Genomic DNA, 1,183 nt, shown 5'->3' with positions numbered 1-1,183 from the left:
CTCGCAAACGCACTGGCTGGCCGGGCGCCATGGTCCAAGCCTTGGCAGCGACGTGCGCCGGATCATTTGCGCGGAGCCAAATCCGACCGTGGTGACTGGGTCATAGAAGCCGTCCCGCCCCATCCCGAGGATCATATGCCTGGAACCCTTGCTCGCGGCCGACTCGATGACCGCGCCGCGGGCGATCACTACATCGGCAGCGGTGGCGTCGATCCAGCCGCTCACGGATGCCAGATGGTCGGGAAACCAGAGGTCGTCATGATTCAAGATCGCAACAAAACGGCCGCGTGCTCTGGCAAAGCCGATATTGTTGGGCCCCGACTGTTCGCCGAAATTCACCGGAAGATCGATATAGGATATGCGGCCGTCGCCGAAAGCGGCGACCGTTGTCGCGGTGTCCGGCCGGCACGCGTCGCCGACGACGATGGCTTCCCAGTCCCGCAGGGTCTGGCCCATGAGGCTCTTCAGCGTCTGGCGCAGTACCGCGGGGCGGTTGTGCGTCGCGATGATGACCGAGACAAGCGGTTCGATCCGCCCTGTCGGCGGGCGCTGGCCGGCCTGTTCCACGCTATGCCAGCTTGTAGGGGATCTGTTCGGTATCGGGCGGTAGCCGCCAGTGATCGGGCGCGTCATAGGCGTAGGCCTTGTCGACCAGATTGAGCACCAAAGCAATGTCCGGTCCGAGCGCGACGACTCCGTGCCAGACGCCGGGCGGAATGACGACGATGGCAGGCCTGACCGCGCCGACGATCTTGTGCCAGACCGCGCCGAATGTCGGCGAGGCCTTGCGACCGTCGAACAGTGAGATGCGAACGCTGCCCACCGAGCAAAAAAGCCGGTCGGTTGTGACGCCATGGGCATGCCACCCCGTCACCGCGCCGGGATAAAGCGTGCGTTGAAACACCTGTCCGACTGGAAGCCCGTCCAGATCCCATTCCTCGCGAAAGACTTCAGTGAGGTAGCCGGTCGAAGTCGCGACAGGCCGGATTTCCTTGAGCGCGACGCCCTGGATTGTCGGCGCATCCCACGACGAGCCAGTCGGGTGTCGCGGTCTGCCGGTCTGGCGTGCCTGTCGCCATCCAGCCTTGCGGCACAGTACGATCGCTGTTGCTCATGACCGGTCCCCAATCCCGGCGAATTGATAGGGGGACGCCGGAACATAAGCAAGGGCGTCGGGCCGCAC

The 1,183-nt window shown here is 64.5% G+C and carries 2 protein-coding genes; both read right to left on the bottom strand.

Going from position 1 to position 1,183, the window contains the following annotated elements; genetic code table 11:
- Window positions 1-567 (bottom strand): glycosyltransferase family 2 protein (locus EOA27_RS37285; protein WP_145970859.1); only part of this gene is annotated, 567 nt, incomplete at its 3' end.
- A gap of 1 nt (window position 568) precedes the next feature.
- Window positions 569-988 carry a dTDP-4-dehydrorhamnose 3,5-epimerase family protein gene (locus tag EOA27_RS37280; RefSeq protein ID WP_245467391.1) on the bottom strand — a complete coding sequence of 140 codons (420 nt, stop codon included), beginning with the start codon at window positions 986-988 and terminating at the stop codon, window positions 569-571.
- Window positions 989-1,183 lie beyond the last annotated feature (195 nt).

It is taken from the genome of Mesorhizobium sp. M2A.F.Ca.ET.037.01.1.1, from assembly GCF_003998075.1.
In the GTDB taxonomy this organism is placed as follows: Bacteria; Pseudomonadota; Alphaproteobacteria; order Rhizobiales; family Rhizobiaceae; genus Mesorhizobium.
Note: the sequence above shows the minus strand (reverse complement) of the source record. Positions and strands in the feature narration are given on the sequence as shown.